We start from the raw sequence: 16,788 nt of genomic DNA, 5'->3' as shown, positions 1-16,788 counted from the left end.
AAGTATAATACCTCCTGTTTATACGATATGTTTATTTCCCCAACAGTGCTAAGGTCACGGGATCGACGCCTGCGGGCTCGCCGTCCGACTGTGCCGGACCGACCGCCGCGCGGCGGTTCTTTTGGTTCACCTCCAGCGCCGCCAGCTCGTCCTTGAGTTCAAGGATCTCCCACTTGCGGTAGGCGGAAACCAGCGAGCCTTCCTGCTGCGCCCATTCCCACACCTGCTGCGGGATGTCCTCGGGCTTGACCTCGGGATATTCCTCCACGAACGCCGCATAGATCTGCCCGTTGGGCATACCGTTCGCAGCGCGGTTGCGGCGCACATAGGCGTTCTGTTTGGACAGCCCCAAGCTTGCCGCATGGATCAGCTCCTCCAGCGTCAGCTCCACGGTTTGCCCGTCTACCGGCACCGGAAAGGTTTGTGCGGCGGGGGGCGCGGACTGCCCAGCGGTATCAGGGGAGAATGGGTTGGATGCAACTGCTCCCGTCTCCTGCGGGAGCGGCTGCGCCGGACTGCTGTTAGGTCTGGTCTTGTTCTGCATTTGCATTTGCCTCCTTTTGCTGCTGCCGCTGCATGCGCAGCGCGTGCAGCAGGTCGTGTTTGCCGCGCACCTGATAGTCAGGCACGTTTTCCAGATAAACGAGCGGGTCGGTGATGACCCCGCTTTCGAGCAGGTGGTCGTTGGTCATGGTCTGCATGGTCTCTGACCAGTAGCTCGCCGCGCCCACGTCCACCTGAAGGCGCATATCTTGCCCGGCGAGCGTGGAAAAATCGAAAGACTGACGCTGCGGTTCGCCTCCGTCCTCATCCGGCACGACGACCGTGCGTATCCCGTAATGCGCGCCCATCAGGTCGAGGAAGATGCGCGCCCAGTCCTCGGTGAAGCGGTAGAACTCCATTTTGGTCAGCTCAAGCGGGGCGGCGGTCGCGTTCTGCACCGCGACGATAGCCGAGGTGTTGTCCGGCTTGACCGTGCCGAGCGCGGCCTCGCTCGCGCCCATCAGCTCGGCGGTGTCGGTCATCATCTGCTTCAGCAGCCCGAGCACCTGGCTGGAGATATCGGGCGCTTTGAACGCAGCCGCAATCGCGGTGTTCGGGTCGCCGCGCATACCGACCGCCTTGCCCACGTCGTTCGACCACCCGTTCGGGAAGCGGGTCATGTCGTAGATGATCTTGGGGAAGGCCACCTGCTTGATGCACTGTACATACATCGAGTACAGCTTGTTAATGGCAATCTGGTTGGGGATGGCCTCGGTCAGCGGACTTTCGCCGTGGCACGAGCCGCGCACACGGTTCCAGCACAGATGGGTCACCGGATAGTAGCGGTAGGGTAGCTCCTTTTCACGCATCACGGTCGCGGTGCGCGTGGTTTTGCAGAACGCGACGCCGTGCTCGGTCCGGCGCATGTGCAGCAGCACGGTTACGCGGTTGTTTTCGCCGTGCAGGCGGCGCAGGTGGTCTGCGTCGCCGTCCGGCCGGATGGCCTCGGCTTCGTCTGCGCCCATGCCGTTTTCCCGCACCTCCTTTTTGACCTCGTCCACATCGCGCCGCATGGCGAGGATGAGGTAGGGCTGGCGCTGTACCTCGTCGCAGGCAGGGTTGCCGAAGCAGATATTGGTCGAGTCGATCAGCTCTGCCGCGATATCGCCCTTGATTGCCTGGCCGGTCTCAAGCGTGGGATCGAAGTGGAGATAGAAGCACGCGTCGCCGTCCACACAGGCGTTTTTGAGCAGCGGCCGTCCGAGCGCCTTGACGCCCGACCGCTCGATCGCGGACGCGAACGAGCGCTCCAGGATACGGGCGGTCCGGCGGCCTGCGCTGTCCATGTCGAACGGCTGCGCGCGTACCGCCACATCGTCCGATACCAGCATGGATACGAACAGGTTGACGCAGCGCCGCAGCACATTGAAGATCAGCGGGTCGAGCGACTGGACGCGCAGCCCCTCCCATTGGCGGCCGAGGTAGAAGGCCTCGTTGCGGCGCACGCGGTCGTACAGGCCGATCGAGCGTTTGTAGTCGCGGTCGCGCTCGTACTTTTGCCAGATCGCAGCAGGCGAGGGGTCAAACCGCATGGTCGTCCTCCTCCCGTCCGTAGGCCATCAGCGCGGCCAGGTCGCGGCTGAGTGCGTCTCCGGCCGTGTCCGGCGCATCGCCGCTGCGGCCGCGCCCGCCCTCCCGCCAGAGCGGGGTGGGCAGCGTCAGCCCGCCGGATATGACCGCGCCGGTCAGCACCAGCAGGGCGGCGCCGATGCAGTAGCATAATAGTTCCATAGTGTCCTCCTTTTCTGGAATGGGGACGGTGATTCCCCATTTTGGCTCAGTACCGCAAAAACTCTCCCACCTCGCAGTCATACAGGGTCGGCGGCGCGGGCTGGGACGGCTCGTACACGGTCGCTGCATAGCCGCGCAGCGCGTCCGGCGCGTGGGTCAGTTCGTGCGGCGTGTTCGCCGTGTCGGACGGATTGCGCTTGTCGTGCTGCAGGGCGGGCAGGGTGCGGATCAGGTTGCGGCAGGTGTCGAAGATGGTCAGGCGGGGGCGCATCCCACCCTGCGCGTCCCGACGCGGGGCGAGCAGCTCGTGCAGCGCCAGCCAGCCGGCGACGCGCTCGTTGCTGCTTTTGTCGAAGTCCAGCCCGCAGTCCGCGAACAGCTCCACCGCACTTTTGCCGGTCTCCTGCCGCCGGTTCCACAGGTCGGGCGGAGCCAGCCGGCAGTCGATGCGTTCGCCCGCCGGCTCGCAGTCCAGAATGGCCGCCGCCGCTTCTGAGATAATCAAACCAGATTGATATAACTCTCTGTATACTATGCTGTATCCATCCGGACTTTGTGCGATCCACAGCGCGGCGAGCATATCCAGCCCGTAGTCGATCGTCAGATAACGCCGCCAGCTCTTGGGGATGGGGTGCGGCGGCGTGACGTGCCGCTCGGCGGAAAACTCGCTGAAATACCGCCCCTCGTCCAGCTCCCACGCTCCGTCGAGCAGCGCCCTGCGGTCGTACGGGGCGAGCAGCCGCAGCCGTTTTTCATATCCCGCGTCCGCCTGCTGCAGAAATGGGTTGTCCGCCAGTCGCGCAGGCAGGAACAGTCGCGTGCCGCCATCGCATTCGCACACGGTGTCGGGCGGCATGGGGTCGATGTACCGCGCCTTGACCCAGTGATGCCCCACGCCACCCGGGTTGGTGGTGGATTTGATCTGCTTGGGATAGCCGTTCGCGCCCCGCACGCGGGAGATCAGGTAGGTGAACTGGCTTTCCGTGAAGTGGGTCAGCTCGTCGAAGCGGATCACATCGTACTCGGCGGACTGATAACGGGTCACGTCGCTCTCTGCATCGCAGTAGCCGAATTCCAGAACTGAGCCGTTAACGAACTGCCACAGGTGCTCGCTCACCTTGTAGGACGCGACCGCCTGCGGGAACAGCCGCAGCGACGCAGGCACGAGCGAGCGGTCCAGCTCGGGCAGGGTGCGCCGCAGCATGAGCTGCCGCGAGGCCGGATATTGCACCGCGAACCGCAATGCGTCCAAAAGCTGGCCGTGGCTTTTGCCGCCGCCTGCCGCGCCGCCGAACAGCGTTTCAAATGCCTCCGAGCGGATGAACGCCGCCTGCCGCGGGGTTATTTCGTATTCGATCGCACGTCCACGATTTGGAACACGATCTCGACCGGCGCGGGCGGTTCGGCCTCCGCACCGTCCAGCAGCACCCCCTTGCCGACCGTCCGGTCGAGAATCTCGCGGATTGCGGTCAGACGGCTGTTCGCGGGCGCTTCCGCGTCGTCCGCGATCTCGTACAGCATCCGGATCAGCTCGTCCGGATGGTTCTTTTTTCGCACAATGGCATCGCCTCCTTTGGGGATAGAGTCGCTTACTTTCCCGCAGGGCATAGAATAGGAGAATCCTCCGTAAAAGTCAAGAACAAATGTTCGATTTTGCGAGGCGTGAAAAAAATAACCCTTTTGCGGGCGTGGCGGCGGAAAGCGGAGCAGCCCTTGCGCAAAGGCGGCGGGCCTGCGAATACACGGCGGTATTTTGCTAAATTTGGTGGTATCTGACACGGAGATATGCTATAATAAAACCGTATGTAAAATTCGCCCCACCGAGAGGAGAAAAAGAATGAGTTTATGGTTCGCCGTTCTGCTGGGTCTGGTACAGGGCCTGACCGAGTTTTTACCCGTTTCCTCGTCCGGCCATTTGGTGCTCGCCCAGACGATTTTTGGGGACGGGATAGAAACTAATTACATGCTGTTTAATGTGCTGTTGCACTTTGGCACGCTGCTGTCGGTTGTCGTTGCGTTCTGGAGCGATATCAAGGAGCTGTTCCTCGAATTTTTCGCCTGGATCAAGGACGGCTTCCGGATCAACGGCCATCCTTACCGCCGTTTTATCATCATGCTGCTGATTACGATTCTGCCGATGTTCGCCATCCTGCCGATCAAAAGCAAGATTGAGGGCGCGTTCTCCTCGTCCCTGGTCGTCGGGCTGATGCTTCTGGTCACGGCGGCGATCCTGTTCCTGTCGGAAAAGGCGCCGAAAAAGCATAAGACGGAAAAGGACGCGACCTGGCTGGATGCGTTGATCGTCGGCATCGGCCAGTGCTTCGCGGTGCTGCCCGGCCTGTCGCGCTCGGGTACCACTATGTGTACCGGCCTGTTCCGCGGCTTTTCGCGCGAGTTTTCCGTGCGGTTCGCGTTTATCATGTCGCTGCCCGTCATTCTGGGCGCGAATATTCTGGAACTGGTCGACGTGATCCGCGATCCGTCGACGATTGGCGAGGTTTCGCTCGCCTGCTACATCGTAGGCATCCTGGTGGCGATGGTATCCGGCCTGGCGGCGATCCGCATGGTGCGGTTTGTGTCCAAGCGGGGCAACTTCCGCCCGTTCGTGGTCTACTGTACGCTGATTGGTACAATCACGATCGTCGTCAGCCTGATCCGGATGGTGGTCTGACCGTTCCGCTGCGGGGTCTGCCGCGGTATGGAAAAGAGAACGGAAGAGAGGTTTCAATAATTTGGCTGCAAGAAAAACCACAACCAAAAAAAGCGCGCCTCGCGGGAAAGCGGCCGCGCGCCGCGCGCCCGAGCCGGAGACGCTTCTGCCGCGCGCGGCCTGGGGCGCGATCTGGGGCGTGGCGGGGCTGCTGTGCCTGTTGTCGCTGCTGCCGATCGACGGGGTCGTGCTAGACGCCCTGCATCGGGGGATTGGCGCGCTGATCGGGACAGGCAGCTATGTGCTGCCGTTCGCCCTGCTGGGGCTGGCGGCGCTGCTGATCGCGCGGCGCAAAGGGCCGGTGCGCCTGCGGGGCTGCTGCATCGCCCTGCTGCCCGTGCTGGCGGGCGGCGTCGTGCATGCGATCACCTGCGCCAATGAATATGCGTTCTCCATGAGTACCCTGTCCGGCCTGCTGAAGTCCGGCATGGAGATGAAATCAGGCGGCCTGCTGTCCGGCGGCCTGTACATGGTGTTTGAGTGGGCGCTGTCCTCGATCGGCGCGCTGCTGGTTTTGCTGCTGCTGCTGGTTGCGGCGCTGCTGGCCGCCTGCCGCATCACGCCGCAGGCGTTGATGGATATGTTCCGCCCCCCAGCGTATGAATATGAGGACGAAGAGGAGCGCGAGCGCTATGAGGCGCCAGCCAAGCTGCCCAATGTGCATGAGGTGGCCGCTGTCCATGCGCAGAAACGGGAGGAGCGCCGCGCCGCGCGCCGCAAGGTGAATATCGATATCCCGCTGGATGCCGAGCCGCCGGGCGAGGACAAGCCGGGCGAGGCTCCGGACGCGCCGCCGCGCCGCATGCACGGTGGTAAGCCGATCGCACCGGATGAATACCTGCGTTCGCTCAAAGAGGAAACGACGGGCGAGCAGGTCAGCATCATGGACCTAGTGGAGAATAAACCGGAGGAAGAGGAAGCGCCGGCGGAGCTGGAGCAGGCGCCGAAGAAAGCGGAAAAGATCGGGGAACAGGAGCAGGCGGCGCTGAGCGAGCAGATGGACGAGAGCCAGAAAGCGCCAGTTCCGGTTTACGACTATCCGCCGATTGAGCTGCTGGTGCAGGGCAAGCGGGCATCGGCGGCGGGCGCGGAAGCTGAGCTGCGGGAAAATTCCGAATGCCTGATCGACACCCTGCAGTCGTTCAATATCGACGCGCAGATCATCGGCATTGTGCGCGGCCCCTCGGTCACGCGGTTCGAGCTGACCATCCCGCGCGGCATTAAGATCTCCCGCATCACCGCGCTGTCGGATGATATTGCGCTGTCGCTCGGCGCGGTATCCGTCCGCATCGCGCCCATACCGGATAAGATCGCAGTCGGCATCGAGGTGCCGAACAAAGCGGTCAATACAGTGTTCATCCGCGAGTGTATCGCTTCGCCGGCGTTCACCAACGCGCGCAGCCGCCTGTCCTTTGCCGTGGGCAAGGACATCACCGGCAAGCCGGTGATTGGCGATATTGCGAAAATGCCGCATATGCTGATTGCGGGTACTACCGGATCGGGCAAATCCGTGTGCATCAATTCCATGCTGATCTCGCTGCTGTACAAGTCCACGCCCGAGGAGGTCCGGCTGATCATGGTCGATCCTAAAATGGTTGAGCTGGGCAATTACAACGGCATCCCGCACCTGCTGATTCCGGTCGTGACCGACCCCAAGAAGGCGGCGGGCGCACTCAACTGGGCGGTGGGCGAGATGGAGCGCCGCTATAAGCTGTTCGCGGACCATCAGGTGCGCAACCTGGTCGGCTATAACGACCTGATGCGCGCCGAACGGGCGAAGGCGGAGCAGGAGGAGGGCGGCGCGCCCGAGCAGTATCAGGTCCTCCCGCAGATCGTCATTGTCATCGATGAGCTGGCAGACCTGATGATGGTCGCGGCCAAGGAGGTCGAGACTTCGATCTGCCGCATCGCGCAGAAGGCGCGCGCGGCGGGCATGCATCTGGTGGTGGCGACCCAGCGCCCGTCGGCCGACGTCATTACCGGCATTATGAAAGCCAATATCCCGTCCCGCATCGCGTTCGCGGTGGCCAGCCAGATTGAATCCCGCATTATTCTGGATACGACTGGCGCGGAAAAGCTGATTGGCAAGGGCGATATGCTGTACGCCCCGCTGGGGGAGGGCAAGCCTACGCGCGTGCAGGGCTGCTTTATTTCGTCGGATGAGATCGAAGCGGTGATCGCGCATATCAAGGAGACAAGCACAGCCGAATATAATGAGGAGATACTCGAACACATCGAGCGCCAGGCGGAGCAGGCGGAGGGCAAGGGCGGCGCTTCCGGCGACCCGGGCGAGGAAGAGGACGACATGATCGAGGAGGCGATCGATGTGATTATGGATTGCCGCCAAGCGTCCACCTCCATGCTGCAGCGCCGTCTGAAGCTCGGCTATTCCCGCGCCGCGCGCATCATCGACCAGATCGAAGAGCGCGGCATCATCGGTCCGTTCGAGGGCTCCAAGCCACGCCAAATCCTGATTTCCAAAGAGGAGTGGCAGGAAATGAAGCTGCGGCGGCACACGCCGCTCGATTGAAGCCTCGGTTTCCATCAAAAGGGGACTGCCGCGTATTTCCCCGTCGTTCATTTTTAATTTCCAACAGGAGGGTTTATTATGTCTTTGACCAAGATCAATATTGCAGAGCAGTCGTTTAACCCGTTCGAGATGATTGGCAAGCAGTGGATGCTGATTTCCGCGGGAACGGAAGACAAGTGGAACACCATGACCGCAAGCTGGGGCGGCGTGGGTGTGATATGGGGCAAGCCCTCCGCAACCTGTTATATCCGCCACAGTCGGTATACAAAGGAATTTGTTGATGACAGTGAGTATTTTACACTGACATTTTTACAAGATGGAAACCGTGAAGCCCTGAACCTGATGGGTACCAAGTCCGGACGGGACATGGATAAAATGCACGACAGCGGCCTGACGCCGGTGTTTGTGGAGGGGCAGCCGACGTTTGCGGAGGCGGCGCTCGTGCTTGTCTGCCGTAAGCGCTGCCGGAGCGAGATCGCGCCGGAGGATATTCTGCAGCAGGAGATTCTGGATAAGAACTATGCGGACCGCGATTTCCATGCCATGTATATCGGCGAGATCGTTGCGGCGTACAAAGGGTAATCAAATCTCTACAGACTGTTCACAAAATCGACAGGGTGCCGGGCGTATACTGAAAAAGAAAACAACCGGAACCGGAGGAAACCATCTGTGAAAAGAAAACTGCTCAGCCTGCTTCTGTGCGCTGTGCTGGCGTTGGGCGTACTGCCCGCGCCGGCGTTCGCAGGCTATGAGAACTTTACCGAACAGCAGCCCTATACCGGCCAGTTTGCGGATGTGCCGCCTGATGCCTGGTATGCGGAAAACGTGGAGCTGGCCTATGAATACGGCCTGATCAACGGCGTTTCGCAAACGTCCTTTGCGCCGGACAACAGCCTCACGATGGCGGAAGCGGTCAAGCTGGCGGCCTGCCTGCATAGCATTTACCAGAACGGCGCGACGGACTTTGCGGCATCCTCTCCGTGGTATACGGTTTATGCGGCGTATGCGTTGGAAAACGGCATCCTGTCCGCGCCGCTGGAAAGCTATGAAGCGGCGGCGACCCGCGGCGCGTTCGCGGATGTGCTGGCGAAAGCCTTTCCGGAGGAGGCGCTCGAGCAAGTCAATTCCGTGGAGGACGGGGCGATCCCCGATGTGCCGGAGGGGGCGTATTACGCCGACGCGGCATATCTGTTGTACCGAGCGGGCGTCCTGACTGGTTCGGACGCATCCGGCCGGCTTTTGCCGGACAGCACCATCAAGCGCAGTGAAGCTGCCGCGATCGTGACGCGCATGGTGGAGCCGGCGCTGCGGCAGACAGTTACGCTTGAGGTAAGGGAGACGCTGACCGCGGACGAGGCGATAACGTACTGCATGCCCGCGGTATTCAAGCTGTACTCCTATGATGCAAAAGGCAGCCTGCTCGGTATGGGCAGCGGCGTGCTGATCGGGCCGGACGGAGATGCGGTCACCTGCGGGCATGTGGTAAACGGCGTGTACCGCCTAGTCGCGGAGCTGACGGACGGCACACGCCATGAGGTCAGCATATACGACCTGAACGCGGATATGGACATCGCGCATATCCAGCTCGAGGGGAGCGGCCTGCCATACCTACAGACTGCGGAAACGGTGCAGGCGGGCGATACGGTGTATGCGCTCGGTTATCCTGGCGGCGGGAGGGCGAAACTGACGCAGGGAACGGTGATCGACCCATATAATACGGATTACACAACGCCCATGATCGAGAGCAGCGCCTCGGTTATCAGCGGCAATTCCGGCGGCGCGCTGGTGGACAGCGCCGGAAGGCTGGTCGGCATCACGGTCAGCAGTCAGTCCGGCGGCAAGCCGTCGTTCTCTGTGCCGATTACCGCTCTGAAGGAACTGGACGGCAGCGAGGCGGTAAGCGTCGCCGCCTATACGGACGCGCACCGTCCGGCGGCTTCCCGCTGCTACGCGGGGCTGTATCCGGTGCCGGATTTCGGCAAAGTGACCGGCGTGCCCCTGTTCGCGTGGTCGCGCGATCGGAACCCATCCTTTGGGGGAAGCTATTTTTATTATAAGATGTCCGACATGCCGGACGAGCAGCAAAAGCTGCTGCAGTACTATGCGGCGCTGAACGAAAATACATTTTACCTGTTTTCCGGAGATGCGTTCACCTCCTCGGCCGGATATCTGTATTCCGTGCAGCTTTATCAAACGACCTATCAGGGGTACGATGTTCTCGCGGTGGTCGTAACCGGACTTCATTTCAACTTGATCGGCGGTCTGCCTCAGACCGCCGGTTTTTTTTGCAGGCATTTGCGCAGGATGTGGGCGGATATGAATTTTCTGCGTCAATACTGTATCATTTCACAAAAAGGGAAATAAAAACGGGAAACCGGCGAAAAAGCAAAATAATTTGTTGGAAAAAGAATGGATTATACGAAAAATGGAGAAATAAAAAACCGCGGCATGGAGAAACTCTCATGTTTTGCCGTCATTTTGCACAATATAGCTTTAGCAAATCGGTGAAATCCCACAATAGAACACGAAGCGCCCTGCATGATATAATATCTTTGCGTGAGTGAAGTGTGTGGAGAGCACAGAAACGAAATGGAGGAGAAGACCCAAATGAAGAAGTATGTTTACATGTTCCCGGAAGGCAACGGCAAAATGCGTGAACTGCTCGGCGGAAAGGGCGCCAATCTGGCGGAGATGACCGGACTGGGTATGCCTGTTCCTCAGGGTTTCACCATCACGACCGAGGCCTGCACCCGGTATTATGAGGACGGAAAAACGATCTATCCGGATATTCAGGAGCAGATCATGGAGTACCTCGATAAACTGGAAAAGGTAACGGGCAAAACGCTCGGCGATCCCGACCGCCCGCTGCTGGTATCCGTCCGTTCGGGCGCGCGCGCTTCCATGCCCGGCATGATGGACACCATCCTCAACCTCGGTATGAACGACGAGATCTGCGAAGCGGTTGCAAAGCTGACCAATAACCCGCGTTTCGCACGCGATTCCTATCGCCGTTTCATCCAGATGTTCTCGGACGTTGTGATGGAGCTGCCCAAGTCCACCTTTGAGACCTTTATCGACCAGGTTAAGGATAAAAAGGGCGTTAAGATGGACAACGAGCTGGACGCGGACGATATGAGCGAGCTGATCGTCCTGTTCAAGGACCACTACAAGAAGTCGCTCGGCGAGGATTTCCCGCAGGATCCTAAAAAGCAGCTTATGGAAGCGGTCCGCGCGGTATTCCGTTCGTGGGATAACCCGCGCGCGAATACCTACCGCCGCATGAACGATATTCCGCATTCCTGGGGTACCGCGGTCAATGTGCAGTCTATGGTGTTCGGTAACATGGGCGACACCTCCGGTACGGGCGTTGCGTTCACCCGCAATCCGGCGACCGGCGAAAAGAAGCTGTACGGCGAATTCCTGATGAACGCGCAGGGCGAGGACGTCGTGGCCGGCATCCGCACCCCGCAGCCGATCTCCGCGCTGGCCGATACCATGCCGGAGGTTTACCAGCAGTTTGTGGACATCTCCTCTCGCCTGGAGCAGCACTACGGCGATATGCAGGATATGGAGTTCACCATTGAAAACGGCAAGCTCTACATGCTCCAGACCCGTAACGGCAAACGCACCGCGCAGGCGGCGCTCAAGGTCGCGGTCGACTTGGTGGACGAAGGCGTCTGCACCAAGGAGCAGGCCATCATGAAGGTCGAGCCTAAGCAGCTCGACGCTCTGTTGCACCCGACGTTTGTTCCCGCTGCGCTTCAGGCGGCGACCCCGATCACAACCGGCCTGCCGGCGTCTCCCGGCGCGGCCTGCGGCGCGGTCTATTTCACGGCGGAGGAAGCGGCGAAAGCGCATAAGACCGGTCTCAAGGTCGTCCTGGTGCGTCAGGAAACCTCGCCGGAGGATATCGATGGCATGGCGGTTTCCGAGGGCATCATGACCGCACGCGGCGGCATGACCTCGCACGCGGCGGTTGTTGCACGCGGCATGGGTACGTGCTGTGTCGCCGGCGTTAACGGCATCAAGGTTTCCGAGGCGGACAAGACACTCACCTTTGCCGATGGGACGGTCGTACACGAGGGCGATTTCATCTCGCTTGACGGCTCGACCGGCAACGTATACCTCGGCAAAATCGAAACACAGGACGCGGAGCTGACCGGCGATTTCGGCCGCTTCATGGGCTGGGCGGATGAGATCCGCACTCTGAACGTCCGTACGAACGGCGATACCCCGCGCGATGCAACGCAGGCGCGCAAGTTTGGCGCCGAGGGCATCGGCCTCTGCCGCACCGAGCATATGTTCTTCGAGCCGGAGCGTATCAAGGCGGTCCGTGAGATGATTGTGTCCGATACGGTCGAACAGCGCAAGGCGGCGCTCGCCAAGATTCTGCCCATGCAGCGCGGCGACTTTGAGGGGATTTACCGTGCGATGGGCGGCCTGCCGGTAACCATCCGCCTGCTCGATCCTCCGCTGCATGAGTTCCTGCCGCAGGAGAACGACGATATCCGCGAGCTGGCAGGCGAAATGGGCATTACCTTTGAAAAGCTCAAGGCCAAGGTGGAAGACCTGCATGAGTTCAACCCCATGCTCGGTACCCGTGGCTGCCGTCTGGACGTGCTGTATCCGGAAATCGCCGAGATGCAGACCGAGGCGATCATTTCCGCCGCGATCAATGTCTGGAAGGAAGACGGCCTGCACATCACGCCCGAAATCATGGTGCCGCTGGTATCCGAGATCAACGAGCTGCGCTTTGTCAAGAAGATCATCAAGGCCAAGGCTGACGAGCTGATCGAGGCTTCCGGCCTGAAGATGAAGTATATGGTCGGCACGATGATAGAAACGCCGCGCGCGGCTGTGACTGCGGACGAGATCGCGGAGGAAGCCGAGTTCTTCTCGTTCGGCACCAATGACCTGACCCAGATGACATACGGCTTCTCGCGCGACGACGTGGGCCGCATCCTGGAGACGTATTTTGACAAGAAGATTCTGGAATCCGACCCGTTTGCCCGTCTGGACCAGCATGGCGTGGGTCGTCTGGTAAAAATGGCGGTCGAAAACGGCAAGAAGGTACGTCCGGAGATCAAGCTCGGTATCTGCGGCGAACACGGCGGCGACCTGTCCTCGGTCGAGTTCTGCCACAATGTGGGCCTGAACTATGTTTCCTGCTCGCCGTTCCGTGTTCCGATCGCCCGCCTGGCGGCGGCGCAGGCGCGCGTCAAGGAGCTTGGAAAGGCGTAAAAGCTGATAAAAAAAGCCCCTCCATCTGGAGGGGCTTTTTTCGTTGCATATATGGACGGGCTTTGCTATAATAAATAAAAGTATGCCTATTCCGGCGGGTAGAGCTGCTGCATCAGGGAGAGGGCAAACCGGATGCCCTGTTGGAAGCATTGATAGGCATAGTCGCAGAAAGTAAGCGCCTGTTCATCCAATAATGCGGACAACTGCCGCGTTTGTTCGGAAGAAAGCTGATTTTTGAGTATCAGAAAAGCAGGCGCTTTGGTAAAGTCGTCTGGCATGGTCAAACCGTGTGTGCAGTAGTGGGCAAAGAGGTCTTCCGTATTTGGTATCATAATAATCGCCTTGTTTCATGTATCGTGAGATTATTATAAATCATAAAACATGATTTATCAAGAGGGAGAAGCTATGGATTATTTGGACAGGTTTCGCAAAAGGCGTAAGGAAATTGGGCTGCGTCAAACAGATGTAAGCGCGGCGCTGGGATTGGGAAGATCAACCTATAGCATGTACGAGACACGAAAAAACAAAATGGATGTGGAAACGTTCGCCGCAATCTGCCGCCTGCTGTGCATCACGCCCGATGAAGCACTGGGATTTGATGAATAAAGAGATTCGGGTGGAAATCTCCATGCGGAGATGCTATAATATTCCTGCAATATCAGAACAAAGATAGAGGAACGCCATATGAAAGGAATTATTCTTGCCGCGGGCAAAGGCTCGCGCCTTTACCCCATGACGCGGCCGGTTTGTAAGCCGCTGCTGCCCGTCTATGATAAGCCGATGGTTTATTATCCGCTGGCCGTGCTGCTACAGGCTGGCATACGCGATATCCTGATTATCATTCCGCCCGGAGAGGAAGGGCCGTTTTACCGCCTGCTGGGTTCGGGTGGGCGCTTCGGCGTCAATATCACCTATGAGGTGCAGGAGGTCGCGCGCGGCATCGCGGACGCGCTGTTGATCGGCGAGCAGTTCATCGGAAAGGACGATGTCTGCCTGGTGCTGGGGGATAATATTTTCTATTCCCCGTTTTTTGAGGATTACCTGAACCGTGCGCTCGCATTGGGGGAGGGCGCTTGTGTGTTCGGACATTATGTGAACGACCCGCGCGCGTTTGGCGTGGTGGAATTTGACGAGGCGGGCAATGCAGTTTCCATTGAGGAGAAGCCGCGCTATCCCAAATCCAATTATATCATCCCGGGCCTGTACTTCTATGATAACGACGTGATGGAGATCGCCCACGCCCTCAAGCCCTCCGCGCGCGGCGAGCTGGAAATCACGGACGTTAATCTGGAATACCTGCGCCGCGGCAAGCTGCATGTGGTCAAATTTGACCGCGATTTTGTCTGGCTGGACGCGGGTACCGCGGAAAACCTGCTGGGCTCCGCGCAGGAGGTCAAGCGCGTGCAGGATGAGACTGGCCGCTATATCGCCTGCCTGGAGGAGATCGCGTACCAGCGCGGCTACATTTCCCACCAGGCGCTCATGCGCCTTGCGTCTGATTTGGATAAGACGCTGTACGGGCAATACCTGCAATGCCTGTGAGCGCCGCTCTGAAACAAAGCCGCCGGAATTTTTCCGGCGGCTTTTTGTTTGCCCTGTGCGGTGGACAAAAGCGTTCCGTCGGGGTATACTGAACCCATAAGCATCCGTCCGTCAGCACAAGGAGGGAACCCATGTCCGAGAAAACCATACTGCCCGTGCAGCCGGCGTCTGTCCAGCCCCTGCGCGCGACCGGAACCGTGTGCGGCTTCGCCGTGCGGCCCGGCCTGTTCCTGCTTAACGGCGCAACGCCCGTGCCGGGCGGTGTCAGCTTCACCATCCATTCGATTGGCGCGGTCCGCTGCGAGCTGTGTCTGTTCCGGCGTACTGAACAGCAGCCGTATGCGGTTTTGCCCTTTCCGGATAGCTGCCGCATCGGAAACACCTGGTCGATGATCGTGTTTGGTCTGGAGATCACGGAGTTTGAATACGCCTACCGGATGGATGGGCCATATGACCCCGCCCGTGGGCTGCTGTTTGACAGGACGCGCTTCCTGCTCGACCCCTATGCCCGCGCCGTCACCGGACAAAGCCGGTGGGGGGAGAAGCCGGCGGCGGAAACGGCGTATCATGCCCGCGTGGTTGAGGATGCGTTCGATTGGGGCGCTTTCAGCGACCCGCATATCCCGTTTCAGGATATGGTGATTTATGAGACGCATGTGCGTGGTTTTACGCGCCATCCATCGTCAGGTGTGGCGCACCCGGGGACCTTCGCCGGCCTGATGGAAAAGATACCCTACCTGAAAGCGCTCGGCATAAACGCGGTCGAGCTGATGCCGGTGTTTGAATTCGACGAGTTGGCCGAGGAACGCGTGGTGGACGGCCGGACGCTGCTCAACTACTGGGGCTATAATACCGTGTGCTTTTTTGCGCCCAACACGGGTTATACGGCGGCGGTCGAGTTCAACCGCGAGGGGACCGAGCTGAAAACGCTGATCCGCACGCTGAATGCAAACGGCATTGAGGTCATTCTGGACGTGGTGTTTAACCATACTGCGGAGGGCGACGAGCGGGGGCCGTTTTTCTCATTCAAGGGGATGGACAATAATGTGTATTACATGCTTACGCCGGATGGGCGGTACTATAATTTTTCCGGCGTCGGTAATACGCTCAACTGCAACCACCCGACTGTGCGGCAGTTTATTCTGGACTGCCTGCGCTACTGGGTGGTCGAATATCGTGTGGACGGGTTCCGCTTCGACCTGGCGAGTATCCTGGGGCGCGATGAGGATGGCGGCCCGCTGTCCGAGCCGCCGCTGCTCGAAAGCCTGGCGTTCGATCCGATTCTGGGGCGCGTCAAGCTGATTGCAGAGGCCTGGGACGCGGGCGGCATGTATCAGGTTGGCTCGTTCCCCTCCTGGAACCGCTGGGCGGAATGGAACGGGAAATACCGCGACGATTTGCGCCGCTTCCTTAAGGGCGACGCCGGACTGGCGCAGGCGGCGGTACAGCGTATCTGCGGCTCGCCCGACCTGTATCCGCCGGATAAGCGGCAGAACGCCTCGGTCAATTTCCTGACCTGCCATGACGGCTTTACCCTGTACGACCTGTATGCCTATAACCAGAAGCATAATGAGGCGAACGGCTGGGGGAATACGGACGGCGCGAATGACAACAATAGCTGGAACTGCGGCGCGGAGGGGGAGACGGAAGAGCCGGCAGTACTGGAGCTGCGCGACCGCCTGCGCAAAAACGCGTTTGCCGTGCTGCTCTGCAGCCGCGGCGCGGCGATGTTCCTGGCTGGCGACGAGTTCGGCAATACGCAGTTCGGCAATAACAACGCCTATTGCCAGGATAACGAAGTCTCCTGGCTGGATTGGGAACGGCTGGAACAGAACCAGGGCCTGTTCCGGTTTGTGCAGCAGATGATCGCGCTACGGAAAGTGCATCCGGTGCTGCGCGACGCGACCAGCCCCGCGGCCTGCGGCTGGCCGGACGTATCCCTGCATAATGGAGAGGCATGGAACGGTCGGATGGAGGGGGAAACCAGGCAGATTGGCGTGCTGTTCGCAGGCCGGAACGAGGAAAATACGGCGGACGACCTTGTACTGCTTGCGGTCAACGCGCATTGGGAGGCGCGGGAGCAGCAGATTCCCGCGGCGCCGGAGGGGCTTCGCTGGCGGCTTGTCCTGCACACGTCCTGCGCGGAGCCGTTCGCGCCGGATATCCCATTTGACGGCGCGCGCTTTACGCTGGGGCCGCGCTCGGTGGCGGTTGTGGCCGCGGAGCGCCGGTGAACAACAGGAAAAAGCCCGTAGAGCAAATGCTCTGCGGGCTTTTTGTCAATTTCACACGGCAGAAAGCCGCAGCCGGGCTTGCCGTTAGGCGGCGGCAGGCCATGCGGCGCGGATCATATCCCGTACTGCATGAGAGGTACAGCGGCGGCGGTTTTCCGCAGGTGGTCGGTTTTTACTTAGCAGCTTTAGCAGCCTTGATAGCGTCGATCATCATGGGAACGACCTTGAACAGGTCGCCGCAGATGCCGTAGTCGGCA

The 16,788-nt window shown here is 60.0% G+C and carries 14 protein-coding genes; 8 read left to right on the top strand and 6 right to left on the bottom strand.

All coding sequences use genetic code 11. The features are described from left to right. Positions 1-31: 31 nt before the first annotated feature. The 5 genes from OCV66_RS12840 to OCV66_RS12820 are packed head-to-tail and all read right to left on the bottom strand — an operon-like array spanning position 32 to position 3,831. On the bottom strand, positions 32-544 hold the full coding sequence (locus OCV66_RS12840; RefSeq protein ID WP_054326922.1) for a hypothetical protein: 513 nt from the start codon (positions 542-544) through the stop codon (positions 32-34). Then, positions 522-2,075, bottom strand: a complete 1,554-nt coding sequence (locus OCV66_RS12835; RefSeq protein WP_054326921.1) for a portal protein — start codon at positions 2,073-2,075, stop codon at positions 522-524. The genes OCV66_RS12840 and OCV66_RS12835 overlap by 23 nt, the downstream gene beginning before the upstream one ends. Further along, on the bottom strand, positions 2,065-2,274 hold the full coding sequence (locus OCV66_RS12830; RefSeq protein ID WP_054326920.1) for a hypothetical protein: 210 nt from the start codon (positions 2,272-2,274) through the stop codon (positions 2,065-2,067). Before OCV66_RS12830 ends, OCV66_RS12835 begins: the two co-directional genes overlap by 11 nt. Positions 2,275-2,320: 46 nt before the next feature. After that, complete coding sequence (locus tag OCV66_RS12825) at positions 2,321-3,571, bottom strand: phage terminase large subunit (protein WP_256435203.1); 1,251 nt, start codon at positions 3,569-3,571, stop codon at positions 2,321-2,323. A 44-nt stretch (positions 3,572-3,615) separates the two neighbouring features. Beyond that, positions 3,616-3,831 (bottom strand): hypothetical protein, encoded by a 216-nt coding sequence (locus OCV66_RS12820; protein WP_054326918.1) that lies wholly within the window; start codon positions 3,829-3,831, stop codon positions 3,616-3,618. Between the two features lie 280 nt (positions 3,832-4,111). On the opposite strand from OCV66_RS12820, the gene OCV66_RS12815 reads away from it, so the two are divergent. From OCV66_RS12815 to ppdK, 5 genes are all read left to right on the top strand, one after another. After that, entirely contained in the window at positions 4,112-4,945 is an 834-nt protein-coding gene (locus tag OCV66_RS12815; protein ID WP_054326917.1) for an undecaprenyl-diphosphate phosphatase, read from the top strand. Between the two features lie 61 nt (positions 4,946-5,006). Beyond that, positions 5,007-7,514 (top strand): DNA translocase FtsK, encoded by a 2,508-nt coding sequence (locus OCV66_RS12810; RefSeq protein WP_147574490.1) that lies wholly within the window; start codon positions 5,007-5,009, stop codon positions 7,512-7,514. 78 nt (positions 7,515-7,592) lie between these two features. Further along, the gene (locus OCV66_RS12805; RefSeq protein WP_054326914.1) at positions 7,593-8,096 is read left to right on the top strand and encodes a flavin reductase family protein; all 504 of its coding nucleotides are present in this window, start codon (positions 7,593-7,595) and stop codon (positions 8,094-8,096) included. An 87-nt stretch (positions 8,097-8,183) separates the two neighbouring features. Continuing rightward, a complete protein-coding gene (locus tag OCV66_RS12800) occupies positions 8,184-9,878 on the top strand; it encodes a trypsin-like peptidase domain-containing protein (RefSeq protein ID WP_147574489.1) in 1,695 nt (564 codons plus the stop codon). Between the two features lie 243 nt (positions 9,879-10,121). Then, positions 10,122-12,755 carry a pyruvate, phosphate dikinase gene (ppdK, locus tag OCV66_RS12795; RefSeq protein WP_054326912.1) on the top strand — a complete coding sequence of 878 codons (2,634 nt, stop codon included), beginning with the start codon at positions 10,122-10,124 and terminating at the stop codon, positions 12,753-12,755. 86 nt (positions 12,756-12,841) lie between these two features. On the opposite strand, the gene OCV66_RS12790 is transcribed toward ppdK, so the two are convergent. After that, a complete protein-coding gene (locus tag OCV66_RS12790; RefSeq protein ID WP_054326911.1) occupies positions 12,842-13,087 on the bottom strand; it encodes a hypothetical protein in 246 nt (81 codons plus the stop codon). Between the two features lie 73 nt (positions 13,088-13,160). Here OCV66_RS12790 and OCV66_RS12785 point away from each other — a divergent pair, with 73 nt between their 5' ends. From OCV66_RS12785 to glgX, 3 genes are all read left to right on the top strand, one after another. Next, the gene (locus OCV66_RS12785; RefSeq protein WP_054326910.1) at positions 13,161-13,361 is read left to right on the top strand and encodes a helix-turn-helix domain-containing protein; all 201 of its coding nucleotides are present in this window, start codon (positions 13,161-13,163) and stop codon (positions 13,359-13,361) included. Between the two features lie 78 nt (positions 13,362-13,439). After that, positions 13,440-14,297, top strand: a complete 858-nt coding sequence (gene rfbA / locus OCV66_RS12780) for a glucose-1-phosphate thymidylyltransferase RfbA (RefSeq protein WP_107631633.1) — start codon at positions 13,440-13,442, stop codon at positions 14,295-14,297. Between the two features lie 131 nt (positions 14,298-14,428). Next, a complete protein-coding gene (gene glgX / locus OCV66_RS12775) occupies positions 14,429-16,531 on the top strand; it encodes a glycogen debranching protein GlgX (protein ID WP_054326909.1) in 2,103 nt (700 codons plus the stop codon). Positions 16,532-16,788 lie beyond the last annotated feature (257 nt).

This window comes from Agathobaculum ammoniilyticum (genome assembly GCF_025567315.1).
Classification (GTDB): Bacteria; Bacillota; Clostridia; order Oscillospirales; family Butyricicoccaceae; genus Agathobaculum; species Agathobaculum ammoniilyticum.
The sequence above is the reverse complement of the archived record's forward strand: the minus strand, read 5'-3'. Positions and strand labels throughout refer to the sequence as shown.